Origin of the sequence: Pedobacter sp. GSP4 (assembly GCF_051857575.1) — a bacterium.
Lineage (GTDB): Bacteria > Bacteroidota > Bacteroidia > Sphingobacteriales > Sphingobacteriaceae > Pedobacter.
Window position 1 is genome coordinate 664,074 of the sequence record NZ_JBPZIR010000003.1, and the last position, 16,023, is coordinate 680,096.

The window sequence follows — 16,023 nt, forward strand, 5'->3', positions numbered from 1 at the left end:
TATTATTTAGCTACAGTAAAAGGGATGTAAAGCCCGAAAGTGATGTTCCTACCTGTGTTGTAAACGCCTAAATTAGGATTTTCCGAGTCGAAACGGCCCGGTTTAAACCTGCTCAACGCATCGTAATATTTCTGATCTAAAATGTTGTTGGCTGATACAGATAATTTGATAGGCTGCTTGCCGAGGTTAAATGTAGCGCCAATACCTGCGTTTAATAGGGTATAACCACTGGTTGGCGTTTCAAAAACATCATCTACACGGGTTTGTTTAAATGCCGAATTAATACCTACCGAAAGATAAGCATCATTTGTACCTTTTAATTTTGGCTCGAAACGCAGTTCGTTGCGCAATGTACCAGCTGGTATAAATGCCAATGGCCTGCCCAAAGTATTGTTTTGGGCATGTACATAACCAAAGGTATTTTCGAAATGGATAAATGGAACAGGGTGGATGGTTAAGCTGGCTTCAGCGCCGTAAAGGTTGGCATTTACCTGTCCGTAACGGTAAACCGGATACTCGTCTCCTTCGGCCATAATGGTTTCGCCGTTGGTTGAAGCATAAATAAAATTATGCACGTAATTGTTGTAAATACTGGCACTTGCACTTACAATTTTTCCTTCGTATTCTAAGGCTGCATCAACCTGGTAACTGCGCTCTGGACTTAAGTTCGAATTACCGATTTCGTAACGGAATGTTCCTTCGTGAACACCGTTTGAGGCCAGCTCGGCAGGATTGGGTGCACGGAAAGCGGAACCTGCATTGGCCTTAAAGTTCCATTCTTCGTTAAACTGGTGCGTAAAACCTAAAGCTCCACTTACATTCGAGAATTTATTCTGAAAAGGTGCAAATTGCTCTTCACCATCTACAAACAGTTGTTTGCCATTATTTTTACGGTAATCGTAACGGGCGCCAATACTAAAGGTATTGCGCTCCCAGTTCTTTTTGGCAAAAGCAAAAACACCGATACCATAGGTATTGTAGTTTGGAATTAAAAATTCATCATTTGCTTTGTTCTGGCTATGGCCTGCATCTGCACTTAAGCCAAATACAGGCTGCCATCCATTGGTTTCGTGGATGTAATATTTTAAATCTGCATTGTAGGTTTTAAGATCGAAGAATAGCGAAGGGTCTGGACCATCTTCCAATTCGCGGCGCTGATTTTGCTGATAACCAAAATCAGCCTTTAAATTGCCGTTACCTAAAATAAAATTATTGTTCAGGGCAATTTTAAAATGCCTAATGTCCTGGCGGGGATAATCCAACTCACGGTTTTTATAATCAGAAGTAATAAAGGCTTCGCCATCTTCTTTTACAAAATTGCCATTGGCATCTAAAGTAGGTTCGTAAAAACCAATGTTGTTGCGGAAACTCGAAACATTTAGGTGTGAGTACCCCCAGCTTTTGTTTAAGCCGATCATTCCACTTAAATCGGTTTCGTTAAAGCCCGAGTTCGGAAAATATCCAGTTGGTGTTTTAAAAGAGTAAGCGTTTTTGTAAGTGCCACGTGCGCGCCAAACAAATCCATTTTCGTTGCCTGTTAACATCAGCGAGTTGGCCGTTAAGCCATTGTTGGTGGCATAGTTGGTAATAAATTCGCCTTTTATCTGTCCATCTGGAGCTGTACTGGGTTCTAAAAGGTTAATTACGCCTCCAAGAGCATCAGAGCCATACATTAACGAAGCTGCTCCACGTAAAATCTCTACACGGTCTGATTTGAACTGATCGATCTCAATACCATGTTCATCGCCCCACTGTTGGCCCTGCTGTTTAATCCCGTCATCTAAAGTTACAATACGGTTGTAGCCTAAGCCCCTAATTACCGGTTTAGAAATAGATGGTCCGGTAGTGATCTGTGAAACTCCAGGAACCTTAGTTAAGGCATCGATTAAATTGCTTGAGGGCTGCAAAAGCTGATCTTTGCCCACAACTGCCGATGAAGCACTGTTTCTTTTGCTTGTACTGCTGATCAAGCTTCCGGTAATTACAATTTCTTTGGTTTCTATCGCAGTAGGCTGCAAAGAAAATTCAAGTCCGGAGGCGGTAGCCAGGTTAACTACTTTTGTAGCTGTTTTATAGCCTACGTAGTGTACTTCAACCAAATAACTTCCTTTTGATGGAAGATTGTTCAACGTAAACTCGCCATCGTTATTGGTAACTGCAGTAACTTTTAAATCTGGAATAAAAATGGTTGCACCAGGCAATGTTTGATGGGTACTGGCATCGGTAACCTTACCGTTAATATCTTTTAATAGGGTAGCAAATGCAGTATTGCTCAATAATGTATATAGAATTACCAAGCCAATAAGCTGTAATTTTTTCATGAGAATGTATGGTAAATAAAAATGACACAAAACTTAAAGGCAACATGAAACTGAAGCCAAGTAAAGTTTTACTTAAATAATTGAATACGGGCACACCGGAGATGTGCGTTTAAGAAAAAATTAAGCCATTGGGGGGCCGCGTAAGCAGCTGCGCTTTATTTCCGTAAAGGCATTTTTTAAGGTAGGTTCCGTTTGGCTGAAAATTTTGGCCGATAAAAAGATCCTGTAAATGTGATGCGTTGATACATAGTTTTTTTCAAAACTGGCATTGCAGATTAAACAGGTATCGCCATGCGATTGAACGTGGCTAACGTGTTTACAGTTTACCTCTTTTTGGATAACCGGAACGGGGTTGTGGTGGTGGAGTACGCTCCAGGGAGTTAGGGCAATAGCAAATACCATCAGCATAAATGCCGATAAATATAATTTAATGTTTTGCCTATGCTTTTTCAACAGCCCAAAAGTAGCAAATACTATTCATTTATACCTAATGGCTAAGTAACATTGCTTTTATAGTACAATAGCGTCGTTTTTGAACAGTCGGCTTTGTGCAATATCCATTGTTGTAAAAGGTTATTGGGAGATAAATCGATACCTTTGCCGGTATTAAGTTATCCATTGTGAAATTCATTAAGAAAAATATACTAAATGCCATATTTCTGGTGCTTTTGTTGGCCATCATCTTTGTGCCCGATGCAAAAGCTTTTTTTATTAAGGGATTAATGGAAATTGGCTTTTACAAACCAAAGATCGAAGCGCCTGTGGCTACAAATGGGTATCTCAATGGCATCCGGTTTAAAGATGTTAAAGGTAACATTATAGATTTGGGCGATTTAAAAGGCAAAGTTATTTTTCTGAATTTTTGGGCCACCTGGTGCCCACCTTGCCGCGCCGAAATGCCATCGATTAACAAATTGTACAACCAGTTTAAAAATGATCAGAATATCGTTTTCATTTTTGCAGATGCCGATGGTGAGCTGGCAAAATCGGTTAAGTTTATGGCCGAACGCAAATATGAGCTACCGGTTTACAAGGTAGAAAGCGATATACCTGAGCAGTTGTTTTCGGGTGCTTTGCCTACAACAGTTGTACTGGATAAGCAGGGGCGTTTATCGCTTAAGCATGAAGGTGCTGCAGATTATGCAGATAAAAAGATTATTGATTTTATGCTTAAACTAAGTCATTCCAAGTAAATCAAAGCCCGGTAACCGGCATTTTTTTAGCAGCACTATTCGCAATGGTTAACCAATCATTTTGCTATTTTTGCCCTCATGATTTCATTTTTCGAGGCTTCGCTTAAACAACTTTCCATTCATCATACAGGCAATAAAGTGCTTGAAGAGTATTATAAACTATCTGATGCTCCTTTAAAAATTGAAGATGAACTGTTGGGGAACCTGTTGATGCAGTATTTCTTAAAGCCTTTCGAGAAGGTAAATGAAGTTTATCGCTTTTATCATCCAAACGATAACCTCGAACTGAATGAGGTGTTCCATTTTGTGCACGAAATTTTCGAGAACAACGAACTTTTTCACGAAGATTCTCAGCAATTGGCCAAACATTTATACGATGTGGCCAACCACCCTAAAATTAAATCGGGCGAACTTTACATAGCTTATTTCGAAAAGGTGCAGATTGAAGGCGAGCAATTGGATGTGGTAGGGGTATTTAAATCGGAAACTAAAGATACTTACCTAAAAGTTTTCCCTGAACTGGATGGCTTTAACGTAAGTTACGAGCAGGAGGCCATTAGCATTAACAAGCTGGATAAAGGCTGTTTGATTTTTAATGTAGAGCGGGAAGAAGGATACAAGGTTGTGGTGCTCGATCAGGCCAAGAGCAGCAACGATTCTGCCGTGTACTGGAAAGATGAGTTTTTAAAACTTAAAATCAGGAACGATAGCTATAACCAAACCAATAATGTGTTGGGTGTTTATAAAAACTTCGTCACCCAGAAACTGGATGATGAATATGAAATTAGCAAGGCTGATAAAATCGACCTGTTAAACCGCTCCATGAAATATTTTAAGGAGAAAGAAACCTTCGACATTGAAGAGTTTGGTAATGAGGTAATTGGAAATGCCGAAGGGATTGAATCTTTTAAAAATTATAAGAAAAATTACGAGGAGGAGTTTGAAAGTCCAATTGCAGACCATTTTGAAATTGCCGAATCGGCCGTAAAAAAACAGGCCAGGGCATATAAAAGCGTACTCAAGCTGGATAAAAACTTTCACATTTACATCCACGGAAATAAGGATATGATTGAGAAAGGCTACGATGATGATAAATCGATGAACTTTTACAAAGTGTATTTTAGGGAAGAGGAGTAGGTTAATTTGGAGTTAGGGGTTTGGAGTTCTGAATCTGGGCGCTCGTGGGCTTCGGCCATAAGCCCTCGGGCTGTGTCCCCACAGGCCTAAAAAAAATGATTATAATATTGAACGCTTTTATAGGATTTCGGTCTGTGAGGACACAGACCGAGGTTAAAGGTAGGTTAGTTAGGGGTTTGGAGTTCTGAATCTGGGCGCTCGTGGACTTTGGCCATAACCCCTCGGGCTGTGTCCCCACAGACCTAAAAAAAATGATTATAATAGTGAATGCTTTAATAGCATTTCGGTCTGTGAGGACACAGACCGAGGATAAAACTACTTGGCTTCTGGGATCAAACTAAATCTAACTCCTAGGTCTGTGTCCTCACAGACCGAAACAACGTATGTCAAAGAAAATTTCAATCAATTACGGTAGTTGGTCCGTGGATACACAGAGCAAGGGATTGATAGTGCTCCCGTAATGCATATCCCTCATAAACCGAAAATTGATTTTATTTTCTATTTTTAATAATGGAAAATAACATCTTCAAACAGGATCGTAATTCAAAGATGCTTTTGGATGAAGTATATTTTTGGACAGACACTGTTAAAGACTGGAAAAAGATATTTTCTATCGATAAGTATAAAATAATAGTACTTGATACTTTAAGGGAACTCGTTAATAGAAAAAAGATTACAGTTTACGCTTTTGTAATTATGCCGAATCATTTGCACTTGGTATGGCAGATGATCGAAAAAAATGGAAAGGAAATGCCTCATGCAAGTTTCAACAAATTTACTTCTCATCAAATTTTTCAGGATTTAAAAGCAAATCATCAAAGTGTACTAACTCATTTTAAAGTTGATGATGGTGAAAGAAGTTTTCGTTTATGGCAACGAGATCCTTTGGCCGTCGTTATGGATAAACCCGATAAACTTGAGCAAAAAATAGATTATATCCATCTTAACCCATTACAAGAAAGATGGCAATTATGCCAAAACCCTGAGGATTACGACTGGTCATCGGCTAAATTCTATGAAACAGGAATAGATGATTTTGGCTTTTTAACAGATTACCGGACGCTTTTATAGTATTTCGGTCTGTGAGGACACAGACCGAGGTTAAAGTTTTAGAAAAGCAACTCCCAACTCAATACTCCCAGCTCCAAACTAAATCCGCTGTTGCGCTTTTAATGCCAGGTATTGGTTTACTACGCTAATGGTTAGGTTTTGCGGCGCCGTAAGGATGGCTAAAATACCGTGTTTATTTAACTCTTTAACCATTAGTTTTTTTTCGTAGATAAATTTCTCAGCAATGGTTTTGTGGTAAATACCTTCCACATCTTTGGCTGGCTTGGTGCTTAAATCTTTCAGCTCCGTATTTTCAAAAAATACCAGAACCAGTAAATGGTACTTCGCAATACGCTTTAAATAAGGTAACTGCCGGTGCAGGGCCGATAAACTTTCAAAATTGGTAAAGAAAATCAAAAGCCCGCGTTGTTTAACTACCGAACGTACGGCGGCATAAAGTGCTTCAAGGTTACTTTCTAAGTACCTTGTTTTCTCTTTATACAGCACATTCATAATATTGCCCAGCTGCGAAGCCTTGCGGTCTGCAGGTACTATTGCCCCTATACTTTCTGATACGGTGATTAACCCAGCCTTATCTTCTTTAAGCATGGCAACTTTTGAAAGTGCTACAGCGGCATTAATAGCATAATCGAGTAAACTCAGGCCTTCAAAAGGCATGCGCATGATTCTCGATTTATCTATAATACAATAAACATTCTGCGATTTTTCATCCGTGTAAGTGTTTACCATCAGCCCGCCTTTTCTGGCCGTTGCCTTCCAGTTAATGGTGCGGATATCATCGCCACCAACATAATTCTTAATCTGGTCGAATTCGGTACTGTGACCAATCTTTCTGATTTTTTTGATCCCAAATTCAGTTAACCGGTGCGAAATAGCCATCAGTTCGTACTGACCGAGATTAATGAAAGAGGGGTAAACAGGCAAGATTTTGGCCTCATCAAAATTATAGCGCCGACTTATTAGGCCCAGTGGAGAGTTGATATAAGCCCTTATCAAACCGAAATCGTACTCCCCGCGTTTTGTTGGACGTAAGGTGTAATGTATTGATTTTATTTCTGTAGGCTTAAGGTGCAACCAGAAATTTTTATCACGCAGCTGAAACTGAAAGGGGACCTCATCAATTACCCTAACTTTTACGCCAAATGCATAACGGTTCCTGATTTCAATCTGTATTGGATTTTCATCGCCGTTGCTTAGCCTTTTCGAAGTAAATCTTTTGGCATCAATACCGAGCTTGTTTTGGTAAAGGATAAAAATATCTATAAAACAAAGCACAGCGAATACCCCGGTTGCAATTTCTGGAATATCGCCAAGCCAGGCAAAAAAGAATTTCAGCAAAAAAAGCACAACACAAAACCCAAGCGCCGTAAAAAGGCGGTCGGTTAGGAATAAATTGATGTAATATTGCTGAAAGAATTTTTTCAAGGTTGTTTAATCGGTTAATTGTTGAAACTGGTTAACTGAATCCGGACTTCTGGCTCCCGACTATCTGGGTACTTCAATTTTTTTAATAATCTGATTTACAATATCACCTGTTGTTAAGCCTTCCATTTCTTTTTCGGGCGATAACAATATGCGGTGTGCCAGCACGGGGCCTGCTACAGCAATAATATCATCTGGGGTAACAAAATCCCGGCCTTGAATGGCAGCAAAAGCTTTAGCACTATGTACAATGGCCAACGATGCCCTTGGCGAAGCACCTAAATAAAGCGAGGCATTGCTGCGGGTTTCATTTACAATTTTGGCAATAAACTCCAGTAATTTTGGTTCAACAAACAGGTTGCGGATAATGGCTCTTGCTTCTTCAATCTGTTTCACCGAGAGTACTGGCTTTACCTCGTTCAACAATGTTTTATTCACCAGGGCATGTTGCGCCAATAATATCGCCGTTTCTTCTTCAAGTGATGGATATTTAACTTCTATTTTAAACAGAAACCTATCCAGCTGTGCTTCTGGCAAGCGGTAAGTTCCTTCCTGCTCAATTGGGTTCTGTGTGGCCAGCACCATAAAAGGCTCGTCCATAATATAGGTTTCGCCATCTATGGTCACCTGCCGTTCTTCCATTACTTCGAACAGGGCCGATTGTGTTTTGGCCGGTGCACGGTTAATCTCATCAACCAAGATAATATTGCCAAAAATCGGGCCTCTTCTAAACTCGAAATCTCCGGTTTTGGTATTGAAAATTGGCGTTCCCAAAACATCTGAAGGCATTAAATCGGGTGTAAACTGTACCCTCGAAAACTGCGCATCAATGGCTTTGGCAAGCAATTTGGCGCTAAGGGTTTTGGCTACTCCCGGAACCCCTTCTATCAGGATATGCCCATCGGCAAGCAAACCAACAATTAAGAAATCAATCACCTGCTTTTGTCCGATAATGATGTTGCCAAGTACATTTCTGATCTGGTTTACGGCTTCATTTAGCGCACTTAAATCTGTACGTTGGTTAAACTGTTCTTGTTCCATTGCTTTGCGTATTTTTATAAAACTGTTCTATGCTTTCGTTTAAATTAATCAATTCCGTATCGCTCAATTGCGTCATTTTAGGGCTTTGTATAAAATACCTGGTCAGTGTTTTGGCCAGGGTTTCATTTATGCCCGTTTTTTGGGCCAGTAGCTGCGCAAATTCCGGATTAATTTCGTTGGTTTTCAGATAATACCTGCTCCGTAGGTATTCCATAAAGTAATTTAATTTTTTCAGTGCGATATCGAGGTTATTGCGTTCGTGATAATAAACACTGCCCACCACATGAACAAAAGCCAGTGAGGAATTGGTGTTTGGATCGGCTATCGGGATAATCCGTTGGCGGCGCTTAATATCGAAAAAGACAAAAATCAAGAGGCCGAAAATACTGAGGTAATAAGCAAATTTTAACTCCGGGTGTTTAAAAAATACCCGGAGCAGATCTGTTGTGGTGTTTTTCTGACCGGCAAAATATTCGTCGAAAATCAATTCTTTATTGCGCTGTAGGTAGCTCAGCGTTTTTGCCGCATACTCTGCGCCATATTTATTGAGGAGGTTGAAATTTGTGTAAAAGCCTGGCTCGGCAATGAGGTAGAGGTAGCCTTTGCCATAGGTATAGCGTATAAAATTAGGTTGGCCCTTACCGTTAACCCCCAGTACGGTTGTTTTGCCTGTATCGGTTTTGCTAAAAAACTGACTCCCAATACCGCGCTCAAAACCATAATTTGCCTCAGTTTTGAGGTTTATATTGGTAAAGTTTAGGTTACTGCCTTCAGCAGTCATGGCGGTAGCCGTTTTTAGCTTTAGCGCTTTTTCCATTTGGCCGAAATCGTAACTTGCAATAAACACATCGTTACCTGCCTGCATGTATTTGATCAGCTGCTCCTGGTCGGTTTTGCCGATATCTACCTGTTGGGCAACAATTAAATATGCTGTTTTGCTTAATGCCTTTGATTTTAAGGTATTGTAAACCGCCAGTTGCGATGGCCTAACAATGGCCTTGGGCAAAATATCTTTTATGCGGTTATACAGAATGTAGGTGCCATATGGGATTTTATCTTTGGTAGCATAAGTGGGCGCCCAGTTTGTTGGCGTAGGTTTGTTGTACTGGGCTACCAGATAACCAGCTATCAGGATACAGCCAATAATGAGATATACTTTATAACCTTTCATTTAATCTGACTGTTAAACTGATTAAACGATTGGTTAATAGGCTCGAATTTAGTTTCGTCGATAGGAAAATCGCCATACCAGATATAATCGAACTGGAGGGTGAGTTTACCAAAATCATTTTTGAGTTCGGGCTTACTAATCTCCATTAAGTAGTTGTAATTGGTTTTTTCGGGCTGCCACTGTATCAGTTCGGCATCGCTCAGTTTTTTCAAAGCCCTTAAATACAATAAACGAACCGCTAAGCGGAACTTTCTTTCGGCAATTAGCCTTTGCAGTTCCTGCTCGTAATCTATTTCGTGGATGTTTTCGGTTATCACATCGTATGGTAGGATGGTTTCTTTCGATTTTTTGCTGAATATGTTTTCTGCCCCAATTGCTTTAATCAGGATAAAGATAACCACACCCACACCTAAGCCAATAAAAATATACCTCGAAACCGGGTTTGTGGCAGCTCCTTCGAATAAGCTGCCAATCATTCTCCAGAAGGCCATCCAAAACCTGTCCCACAGCGAAAGTTGCTGTTCGCCTATTTCATCGTACTGAAATTCTTTTTGATCTTTATAATCGCTTATGGCTTCCTTATCAAATTTTGCAGGGGTAACCTGGCTATTGCTATCAATACGTATTACAGCAGCAGCATTAGGCTTCGGTTTTGCCGCCTGGGCATAGCTCAATGCCGGAAGAAAAAACATTAAAACAAAAAGGTATGGAATTAGGCTACGCTGCATCTCTAATATTCTTCAGGTCGGGTATCGATAGGTTTTTCACTGCTGCCAAAGTTCGAAATGCGCTCCATTAAACCGGTACTTTCTTTCTGCTCTACCAAGCTGAAATAAGCCAGCGTAATGGTGATGATCGGAATGATGGTAAATACCTGGCAAAGCGATTGCAGCACGGTGGTAATCATGGTGAGGGTTACATTCATGTGCGGGTTTTTACCGCTGAACATACCGATCATATTAAATAAGGTGGTTGGCAGTACCACCATGCTCATGCATGCGTAAACAATAATCCACACTACGATCAGTGTACCAAATGTTACCCAGTAATTATCTTTTATAATTTTGAAACTTCTATCAAAGGCATAACCCAATGTTGCGTTTTCGATAACCATAATAGGAAACATCATGGCAATGAAAGGGAAAAGCCAAAATCCGGGTACAAGGCAGAACATAAATGCAACAACAAGCAAAATGATGAGTAAGATAGAGCTGCCAAAAATGCGGAAAAAGTAGTATTTAAAATAGCCCCAAACTTCATCCATGGTAGGCGTTTGGTTTCCTTTTTGAATGTAAATGGCAATGTACGAGAGGATGGCCACACTCATGCTGGCATAACTGGCCAGCGAGAACAGGATAGATAAGAAATACGTAACACCGTACATGGCGCCAAATCCTATGCCGTTGGTATTCCTACCGTTGCCAATGGTATTAATGATGTTGACCATTTTGTACTGCTGTAACAACATGGTTAGCATGCTGGCCAGCACAAACAAACCGCAGAACATGAAATATGTTGTTATCAGCGGTTTAAAATTTTGGCGCATGAAGGTAAAAGTATCGTTAATTACCTGTCCGAAATCTCTTATTTTCTTAAATTCTAATCTGCCTAACATGTTAATTTACTTCTGTTTTTTTGAGGTTAATTTTTGCTGGATAAATAAATACGTACCAAATGATAAAACTGGCCGACGATAACAAAATGAGGATGCTCAGCCATGCCGGCATTTCGGTATGCCTGGTAACAAAGCTTTCGAAAAACGCGGCTACAATAAAAATTGGGATTAATCCGATAACGATTTTCAGGCCATCTTTTGCCCCCCTTAAAACAGAGGCCATACGGGTATAGGTTTTAGGGAATAAAAGGCTGTTACCAAGTATTAAACCTGCTGCGCCCGCCAGTACAATGGCCGATATTTCGAGCGTACCGTGGATCCAGATTACCATAACCGATTGTAGGCCCAAACCTTTGCTAAAAAAGAAATACTGGAAAGAGCCCAGCATAATCCCGTTGCGGAATATCGATACAATTGAACCAAAGGAAAAGATGATGCCCAGAACAAATGTATACAAGGCTACATAAATGTTATTAGAACCTATCTGCATAAACATCATAAATTCGTTCTGCTGCTTGTACACACCAAAAGGGTCGCCTTTGGCAATATTTTCATTGGTCATGTTTACATAGCCATCGCCCATAATCAGGCGCACAAAAGTATCATCGTACTTGGCCGAAAGTGCACCGATAGCACACGATATGATAAAGAATGCAAATGCATACCAGATCTGTTTTTTATACTGAAAAAAGATCAGTGGAAGTTCTGTTTTCCAGAAATATATAAAACGGTTCGATTTTTCTTTTTTATTCTTATAAACCGATTGATGCAGTTTGGAGGCCAGCCCGTTTAAATAAGCGGTAGTTTTCGAATTTGGATAAAATGTTTTAGCGTAAGCCAGGTCGTTGGTGATTTCGATAAACTGATTGGCCACCTCATCAGGATTGGCCTGCTGCATGGAATCGTAATGTTGCCACTTCTCCGAATGCTGTTTAACAAATAAAGCTTCTCTCATTTAAAGGCGTTACCAAATCTTGGGTTAAAATAGTTAATTTTTTATGGATTAAGAACCGCGGGGATAAAAATATAAGAAATCCTTAGTTCAAAAAAATAATGACTACGTCACAGCTTTATCCCTAAAAAAAATTATGTTTGAAAAATGGATACCATCAAAATTAGCACCGCTCAAAATATAGATATAGAGTACGAAATTGCAGGCCTCGGCGAGCGCATTGCGGCCAGATGTATCGATCTGGTAGGTTTTGCTATACTTGCCATCATAACGGTTATTGTAATGGGTGCCGCGCAGATGAGCCTATCGGGAAATGCCGGCCTGGTGGTGCTTTTTATATTCCTTGCTATTTTTGCCTTTTACGATCTGGTTTGCGAGCTTACCATGGATGGACAGACCTTGGGGAAAAAGGTGTTAAAAGTAAAGGTAATCAGTCTTGATGGCGGCCAGCCAACATTAGGGCAGTACATTTTAAGGTGGCTGTTCAGAACCATTGATTTTGGTTTCCCGTTTGGTTGGGGTGTTGTTGCCTTAATTGCGGTAGTGGTAACCAAGAACCACCAAAGACTAGGCGATATCCTGGCTAAAACAACGCTGATTAAAACCACACCGCGAACGCAGCTGGCCAACGTGGCCTTTAACTTTAGTCTGCCCGATGAATATGATGCCCAGTTTAAAGAAGTAATACATTTAAGTGATAGGGATATAGAACTTATACACGAGGTGTTAAACGGTTATTACCAAACCGGTAATGCCGAATTAATATATGCTATGGCTGCTAAAACCAAAGCGCATATTGTGGCTACCTTGCCCAGCGGGATGAACGAACTGCAGTTTTTGGAAACGGTACTGAAGGATTATAAGCACCTTACATCGGTAAGTGTTTAATAGGTACTAAGCAATTAGCATTTTATGGATATAGCTGAACATTATAAAATTGCCAACTACCATAACGAGGGTAATGAACACGGTTTTTTGGTATTTCACCGGAAACCTGTACAACAGGCCTACGGATACAAATAGAAAGAGTAAAGGGATAGTAGGTGGGTAGAGCGACCAGCTTTTTGATACATCGCCTTGGATAAGCGCAATAAATGACCGCTGAAAGCCGCAGCCAGGACAATCAATGCCGGTTAGGGCTTTAAATGGACAGGGTATTAAATGATTTTGCAGCCAATCAACCAGGTTGATTAAGCTGCAAAATATAAATATGATAAACATGTTTGATTAAACTACCGGTGGAGGCGTATCATTTGGGGTATCCTGATTACCGAACGGTTTGTTAAATGGGTTGTTTGGGTTATTGAAAGGATTGTTTCCAAAACCGCCATTTTGAGCCTCAGCAGCTGATGGGCCTAAATAAGTAGCAGATCCAAAGCCTAAAATCGGCCAGAAAATAAATGGAAAGATCACTAAACCAATCGTAAAACCTTCTGATTTACCAAAGCTCTTGCTTACCAAATTGTATAGCCAAATCGCGAATACAATATTAACACAAGGAATAATCAGCCATAAAATCCAGATCATAGGTTTTCCAACAATCTCTAATAAAATAATCAAGTTGTAAATAGGGATAATTGCTGCCCAGCCTGGTTTTCCTGCTTTTTCGAACACTTTCCACATGCCAGCAATAAAAATTACAATTATTGCCAGGTAAATAATTCCACCAACCACACCAATGCCTGCGGCTATTCCGCTCGATTCGTATTCATTCATAATTTAACTGTTTTTAAAAGGTGATTAATTTAAATAGTTAAACTAAAATAGATTTTTTAATTTAAAATCAAAATACCCAAGTGGTTAAATTACTTCAGTACAGCGGCTACTTTGGGCAACAAGGCATCAGCCCACTCGCTGTACATTTTGCCGCTCGGGTGTAGCCCATCACCGGCAATTAACGATGGATTGGTTGCGGCATTTCTGGAGGCGGGAGTAATATTAGTGTAGCTAACACCTGCTGCAAGCGTTATTTCTTGGTTCGCAGCGTTAAAAGCATCAATTTCATTTGCGATGGTTTGGGGGCTTTTTCCCGAATTTTGACCAAAGGGCGTGGCTCCCCAATCGGGTATAGAAACCACAAAAACCTTATTTTTGTCGCCACCTGCAAAAGCTATTGCAGTTTGTAACAATTCTGCGAATTCTTTTCGGTAGGTACTTATCGGGTAACCACGATATTGGTTGTTAACGCCAATTAATAGCGTTACAAAGCTGTAAGTGTTGGTTAATGCCTCCTTTTTAATAGCGCCCTGTAGTTCATCTGTTGTCCAGCCCGTTACGGCAATAATTTTAGGGTTGGCCACTGCCAAATTTTTTGCTTTAAGCAAATTTTGAAGCTGGTAGGGGAAAGATTCGGCCTGCTTTACGGCTTCGCCAATAGTATACGAATCGCCAAGTGCCAGATAAGTAAAGTTACCTGCTGCAGCGGGTTGGGTGGTTGATGGATCGATGAGGGGTTTGCTAAGCATGGGCTCCTGTTTTGTGCAGGCCGAAGTTAGCAAAGAAAATAAAAGGGCACCGAATAAAATTTTCATAACCTCAATTACGAAAGTGCATGGGCTTAAGTTTTCGTAGTACTGGATACAGCTTAGGTTTTAACTACAGAACCTTGAAGCACAAGATCTGCGCAAATCTGCGTTTCTTCTCCGCTTTATCTGCAGGGAAATCCTGAGCCAGTTTTAAACCAGCTCCATTTTAAACAGGCTGGCAATGTGGTTTTTTAATTTGCCTTTTACCTCTTCCATGTCCAGTTTATAGCCAAGCTCCTGAGCCAACGATGTTACCGCTTTATCATCAATACCGCAGGGAACAATATTTTTAAAATAATCTAAATCTACATTTACATTGAAGGCGAAGCCATGCATGGTAACCCAGCGGCTGCAGCGAACCCCCATGGCGCAGATTTTACGGGCCTTTTCATTATCAGGATCTAGCCAAACGCCAGTGTAACCCGGATAACGGCCGGCTTCAATGCCATAATCTTTTAATGTAAGGATAACTGCTTCCTCCAGCGTGCGGAGATATAAATGGATATCGGTAAAGAAATTATCAAGATCGAGAATAGGATAGCCCACAATCTGCCCCGGGCCATGGTAGGTTATATCGCCACCACGGTTAATTTTATAATAGCTAGCCTGTTTGTCTTTCAAGCCCTGCTCATCCAATAATAAATTTTCAGGGTGACCGCTTTTTCCCAAAGTATAAACATGTGGGTGCTCGCAAAAAATAAGGTGATTAGGCGTGGGGTTGTTAACGTTATTTACCCGGTTAGCTGTTTTAATGGCTACGGTTTTATTCAGTAAATCTTCCTGTTTATCCCATGCTTCCTGGTAATCGGTTAATCCCCAATCGGTAAATATGGTCGGAATCAACTTGGCCGCAATTACTTTTTCATCTAGCTCGTTCATTTCAGTTTATTTAAGAATTGCCTGCCACATAACCCAACATGTAGCCATCTTTGGTTTTAAAATAATTTACGGTTAATGCGATGGTGCCTGTTGGCAGTTCTACCAGTGCATTTAACGAACCCTCGCTTTTTAGCTTAAAAGGTTTAATATGGATATGCTGTTTAAATTCAAGGCCTTTTTTGCCATGCCATTTGTAAATGGCTTCTTTTGCACACCAGGCTACATATAAACCATCGGTGTTGTCGCCAATCTGTTTTTGGGCCAGCTCCACATCGCTCAAAAATTTATGTTTAATGCTTTTTATTTTGTGTTTAATCAGTTCAATATCAACACCTACCGCATGCTCTTTGCTGATCATTACCGCGGCATAATCGTACGAGTGGCTTAAAGAAATATGGTAATCAAAATTAACCAGATAAGGTTTTCCATGCTCATCAAACTGGCAGTCAATATATTCTGTGGTGTTTAGCATGGTCCGGAGCAAAAGCCTGGTGCTTAACCAGTGCAATAACCTTTTTCCGCTATTTAACGATGAAATAATGTCGTGCTCATGTTGCTTAAGCTGCAGTCCGGCCAACAGTTCTTCTTCCGTTTCTTCAATTTTCCAAATTGCTAAAACAGCATGCTCATCAATATTTTTATTATAAATTATTGGCATCGATTAAATTGGAGATTACATGCAAAATTATCTTAAAT

General features: G+C 40.3%; 16 protein-coding genes and 1 pseudogene. 4 read left to right on the plus strand and 13 right to left on the minus strand.

Translation table 11 applies throughout. The features are described from left to right. Positions 1 to 2 precede the first annotated feature (2 nt). Together ACS5PU_RS10100 and ACS5PU_RS10105 are read right to left on the minus strand one after the other, a co-directional pair. Entirely contained in the window at positions 3 to 2,321 is a 2,319-nt protein-coding gene (locus ACS5PU_RS10100) for a TonB-dependent receptor (protein WP_439459161.1), read from the minus strand. Between the two features lie 120 nt (positions 2,322 to 2,441). Next, positions 2,442 to 2,729 carry a hypothetical protein gene (locus ACS5PU_RS10105; RefSeq protein WP_439459162.1) on the minus strand — a complete coding sequence of 96 codons (288 nt, stop codon included), beginning with the start codon at positions 2,727 to 2,729 and terminating at the stop codon, positions 2,442 to 2,444. Between the two features lie 212 nt (positions 2,730 to 2,941). On the opposite strand from ACS5PU_RS10105, the gene ACS5PU_RS10110 reads away from it, so the two are divergent. The 3 genes from ACS5PU_RS10110 (at position 2,942) to ACS5PU_RS10120 (ending at position 5,722) form a co-directional block, all read left to right on the plus strand. Next, complete coding sequence (locus ACS5PU_RS10110; protein WP_439459163.1) at positions 2,942 to 3,514, plus strand: TlpA family protein disulfide reductase; 573 nt, start codon at positions 2,942 to 2,944, stop codon at positions 3,512 to 3,514. A 78-nt stretch (positions 3,515 to 3,592) separates the two neighbouring features. After that, complete coding sequence (locus ACS5PU_RS10115; protein ID WP_439459164.1) at positions 3,593 to 4,651, plus strand: nucleoid-associated protein; 1,059 nt, start codon at positions 3,593 to 3,595, stop codon at positions 4,649 to 4,651. 510 nt (positions 4,652 to 5,161) lie between these two features. Next, on the plus strand, positions 5,162 to 5,722 hold the full coding sequence (locus ACS5PU_RS10120; protein ID WP_439459165.1) for a transposase: 561 nt from the start codon (positions 5,162 to 5,164) through the stop codon (positions 5,720 to 5,722). A 78-nt stretch (positions 5,723 to 5,800) separates the two neighbouring features. Here the strand turns inward: ACS5PU_RS10120 and ACS5PU_RS10125 are convergent, their stop codons facing one another. Genes ACS5PU_RS10125 through ACS5PU_RS10150 form a run of 6 tightly spaced genes read right to left on the minus strand, consistent with a single transcriptional unit; the run spans position 5,801 to position 11,926 of the window. Then, a complete protein-coding gene (locus ACS5PU_RS10125) occupies positions 5,801 to 7,147 on the minus strand; it encodes a DUF58 domain-containing protein (protein WP_439459166.1) in 1,347 nt (448 codons plus the stop codon). Between the two features lie 60 nt (positions 7,148 to 7,207). Next, positions 7,208 to 8,185 (minus strand): AAA family ATPase, encoded by a 978-nt coding sequence (locus ACS5PU_RS10130; RefSeq protein WP_439459167.1) that lies wholly within the window; start codon positions 8,183 to 8,185, stop codon positions 7,208 to 7,210. After that, positions 8,166 to 9,356, minus strand: coding sequence for a DUF4350 domain-containing protein (locus ACS5PU_RS10135; protein WP_439459168.1), 1,191 nt, complete (start codon positions 9,354 to 9,356; stop codon positions 8,166 to 8,168). Before ACS5PU_RS10135 ends, ACS5PU_RS10130 begins: the two co-directional genes overlap by 20 nt. After that, entirely contained in the window at positions 9,353 to 10,084 is a 732-nt protein-coding gene (locus tag ACS5PU_RS10140; protein WP_439459169.1) for a DUF4129 domain-containing protein, read from the minus strand. The genes ACS5PU_RS10135 and ACS5PU_RS10140 overlap by 4 nt, the downstream gene beginning before the upstream one ends. Positions 10,085 to 10,086: 2 nt before the next feature. Next, on the minus strand, positions 10,087 to 10,971 hold the full coding sequence (locus tag ACS5PU_RS10145) for a hypothetical protein (protein ID WP_439459170.1): 885 nt from the start codon (positions 10,969 to 10,971) through the stop codon (positions 10,087 to 10,089). A gap of 1 nt (position 10,972) precedes the next feature. Next, positions 10,973 to 11,926: a stage II sporulation protein M gene (locus ACS5PU_RS10150; RefSeq protein ID WP_439459171.1), complete on the minus strand. Its 954-nt coding sequence runs from the start codon at positions 11,924 to 11,926 to the stop codon at positions 10,973 to 10,975. A 144-nt stretch (positions 11,927 to 12,070) separates the two neighbouring features. Here ACS5PU_RS10150 and ACS5PU_RS10155 point away from each other — a divergent pair, with 144 nt between their 5' ends. Then, positions 12,071 to 12,811 (plus strand): RDD family protein, encoded by a 741-nt coding sequence (locus ACS5PU_RS10155; RefSeq protein ID WP_439459172.1) that lies wholly within the window; start codon positions 12,071 to 12,073, stop codon positions 12,809 to 12,811. A 186-nt stretch (positions 12,812 to 12,997) separates the two neighbouring features. On the opposite strand, the pseudogene ACS5PU_RS10160 reads toward ACS5PU_RS10155, so the two are convergent. From ACS5PU_RS10160 to ACS5PU_RS10180, 5 genes and pseudogenes are all read right to left on the minus strand, one after another. Next, a pseudogene (locus tag ACS5PU_RS10160) lies at positions 12,998 to 13,144 on the minus strand (DUF2752 domain-containing protein); the annotation flags it as partial. Between the two features lie 6 nt (positions 13,145 to 13,150). After that, positions 13,151 to 13,639, minus strand: a complete 489-nt coding sequence (locus ACS5PU_RS10165) for a DUF5684 domain-containing protein (protein ID WP_439459173.1) — start codon at positions 13,637 to 13,639, stop codon at positions 13,151 to 13,153. A gap of 89 nt (positions 13,640 to 13,728) precedes the next feature. After that, positions 13,729 to 14,388 (minus strand): SGNH/GDSL hydrolase family protein, encoded by a 660-nt coding sequence (locus tag ACS5PU_RS10170; protein ID WP_439459174.1) that lies wholly within the window; start codon positions 14,386 to 14,388, stop codon positions 13,729 to 13,731. A 210-nt stretch (positions 14,389 to 14,598) separates the two neighbouring features. Further along, a complete protein-coding gene (gene lipB, locus ACS5PU_RS10175) occupies positions 14,599 to 15,327 on the minus strand; it encodes a lipoyl(octanoyl) transferase LipB (RefSeq protein WP_439459175.1) in 729 nt (242 codons plus the stop codon). Positions 15,328 to 15,337: 10 nt separating this feature from the next. Beyond that, positions 15,338 to 15,985, minus strand: coding sequence for a 4'-phosphopantetheinyl transferase family protein (locus ACS5PU_RS10180; protein ID WP_439459176.1), 648 nt, complete (start codon positions 15,983 to 15,985; stop codon positions 15,338 to 15,340). Between the last annotated feature and the right edge of the window lie 38 nt (positions 15,986 to 16,023).

Bases quoted from the DNA above. Each gene is read 5' to 3' on its own strand.
- ACS5PU_RS10100 (WP_439459161.1), bottom strand. From the start codon at position 2,321: ATGAAAAAATTACAGCTTATTGGCTTGGTAATTCTATATACATTATTG.
- ACS5PU_RS10105 (WP_439459162.1), bottom strand. From the start codon at position 2,729: ATGCTGATGGTATTTGCTATTGCCCTAACTCCCTGGAGCGTACTCCAC.
- ACS5PU_RS10115 (WP_439459164.1), top strand. From the start codon at position 3,593: ATGATTTCATTTTTCGAGGCTTCGCTTAAACAACTTTCCATTCATCAT.
- ACS5PU_RS10120 (WP_439459165.1), top strand. From the start codon at position 5,162: ATGGAAAATAACATCTTCAAACAGGATCGTAATTCAAAGATGCTTTTG.
- ACS5PU_RS10130 (WP_439459167.1), bottom strand. From the start codon at position 8,185: ATGGAACAAGAACAGTTTAACCAACGTACAGATTTAAGTGCGCTAAAT.
- ACS5PU_RS10135 (WP_439459168.1), bottom strand. From the start codon at position 9,356: ATGAAAGGTTATAAAGTATATCTCATTATTGGCTGTATCCTGATAGCT.
- ACS5PU_RS10140 (WP_439459169.1), bottom strand. From the start codon at position 10,084: ATGCAGCGTAGCCTAATTCCATACCTTTTTGTTTTAATGTTTTTTCTT.
- ACS5PU_RS10145 (WP_439459170.1), bottom strand. From the start codon at position 10,971: ATGTTAGGCAGATTAGAATTTAAGAAAATAAGAGATTTCGGACAGGTA.
- ACS5PU_RS10150 (WP_439459171.1), bottom strand. From the start codon at position 11,926: ATGAGAGAAGCTTTATTTGTTAAACAGCATTCGGAGAAGTGGCAACAT.
- ACS5PU_RS10155 (WP_439459172.1), top strand. From the start codon at position 12,071: ATGGATACCATCAAAATTAGCACCGCTCAAAATATAGATATAGAGTAC.
- ACS5PU_RS10165 (WP_439459173.1), bottom strand. From the start codon at position 13,639: ATGAATGAATACGAATCGAGCGGAATAGCCGCAGGCATTGGTGTGGTT.
- ACS5PU_RS10170 (WP_439459174.1), bottom strand. From the start codon at position 14,388: ATGCTTAGCAAACCCCTCATCGATCCATCAACCACCCAACCCGCTGCA.
- lipB (WP_439459175.1), bottom strand. From the start codon at position 15,327: ATGAACGAGCTAGATGAAAAAGTAATTGCGGCCAAGTTGATTCCGACC.
- ACS5PU_RS10180 (WP_439459176.1), bottom strand. From the start codon at position 15,985: ATGCCAATAATTTATAATAAAAATATTGATGAGCATGCTGTTTTAGCA.